2 protein-coding genes are annotated in these 899 nt (G+C 73.5%); both read left to right on the top strand.

The features are described from left to right. Positions 1–212: 212 nt before the first annotated feature. Complete coding sequence (locus tag IF43_RS0135570; RefSeq protein WP_030211169.1) at positions 213–518, top strand: DUF5955 family protein; 306 nt, start codon at positions 213–215, stop codon at positions 516–518. 28 nt (positions 519–546) lie between these two features. Then, a partial coding sequence (locus tag IF43_RS0135565; RefSeq protein WP_158939694.1) for an NTP transferase domain-containing protein occupies positions 547–899 on the top strand: 353 nt, incomplete at its 3' end.

The following is an 899-nucleotide window of genomic DNA, read 5'->3' as shown; positions in this document are numbered from 1 at the left end:
GCAGGCGACGCCCGAAGGGCGCCCTTGACGCCCCGACCCGGCCCGGAAACCCTCGGCAGGCGGACAGGCCCAACCCCGCCCACCACTCCGACCCCGCCCAACCCCAACCTCGCAAGCCCCACCCCGGCCACCGCTTCGAACCGGCCAGCGGTGGTGCGGTGCTGGCGCGGGTGGCATCGGCGCGATTGACTGCGCGCGTGGAATCCGGATGCGTGGCGGATGGAGACGAGAGCCCGAGAACGGCAACCGGCGGCGAGAGCCCGAGGGTGGCCGAGCTTCGGCGCGCCGTATCCCGGCTCAGACGGGAACTAGCGGTCTATCGGGGCGAGTTCGCGGAGCTCCCCATCGCCGAGGACGAGTTGGCCGCGCTGCACGCCATGACCTCGGGCGCCGCCCCGGAACCCGACGTACGCCGCCTGCGCCGCTCGCTGTTGACGGTGGCCGGCGCCCTGGGGTCGGTGAGCGCGCTGGCACCGGCCCTGAGCCAGCTAAGACGAGCAGTGGACGACTTCGGGTGAACCACCACCCGAGTGGTAAGCAGAACCCATGACCACCGACCCCACCACCGAACCCACCCCAACCAAACCCACCCCCACACCCACACCCACACCCAGAATCGCCGGCCTCCTCCTGGCCGCCGGCGGCGGCCGCCGCCTGGGCGGCCACCCGAAGGCCCTCCTCCCGCACCGGGGCCGCCCCCTCGTCGAGAACGCCATCCGCGTCCTCCGCGACGCCGGCTGCGACCCGATCCACGTCGTGCTCGGCGCCTCGGCCGCCGAAGTCCGCGAGCGCGCCGACCTCTCCGACTGCACCGTCGTCGACAACCCCGACTGGTCGGAGGGCATGGGCTCCTCACTCCGCCTGGGCCTCGCCTCCCTCACCTCTGCCACCCCCACCCC

It is taken from the genome of Streptomyces sp. NRRL S-87 (assembly GCF_000719335.1).
In the GTDB taxonomy this organism is placed as follows: domain Bacteria; phylum Actinomycetota; class Actinomycetes; order Streptomycetales; family Streptomycetaceae; genus Streptomyces.
This window is presented reverse-complemented; position numbering and strand designations above follow the sequence as displayed.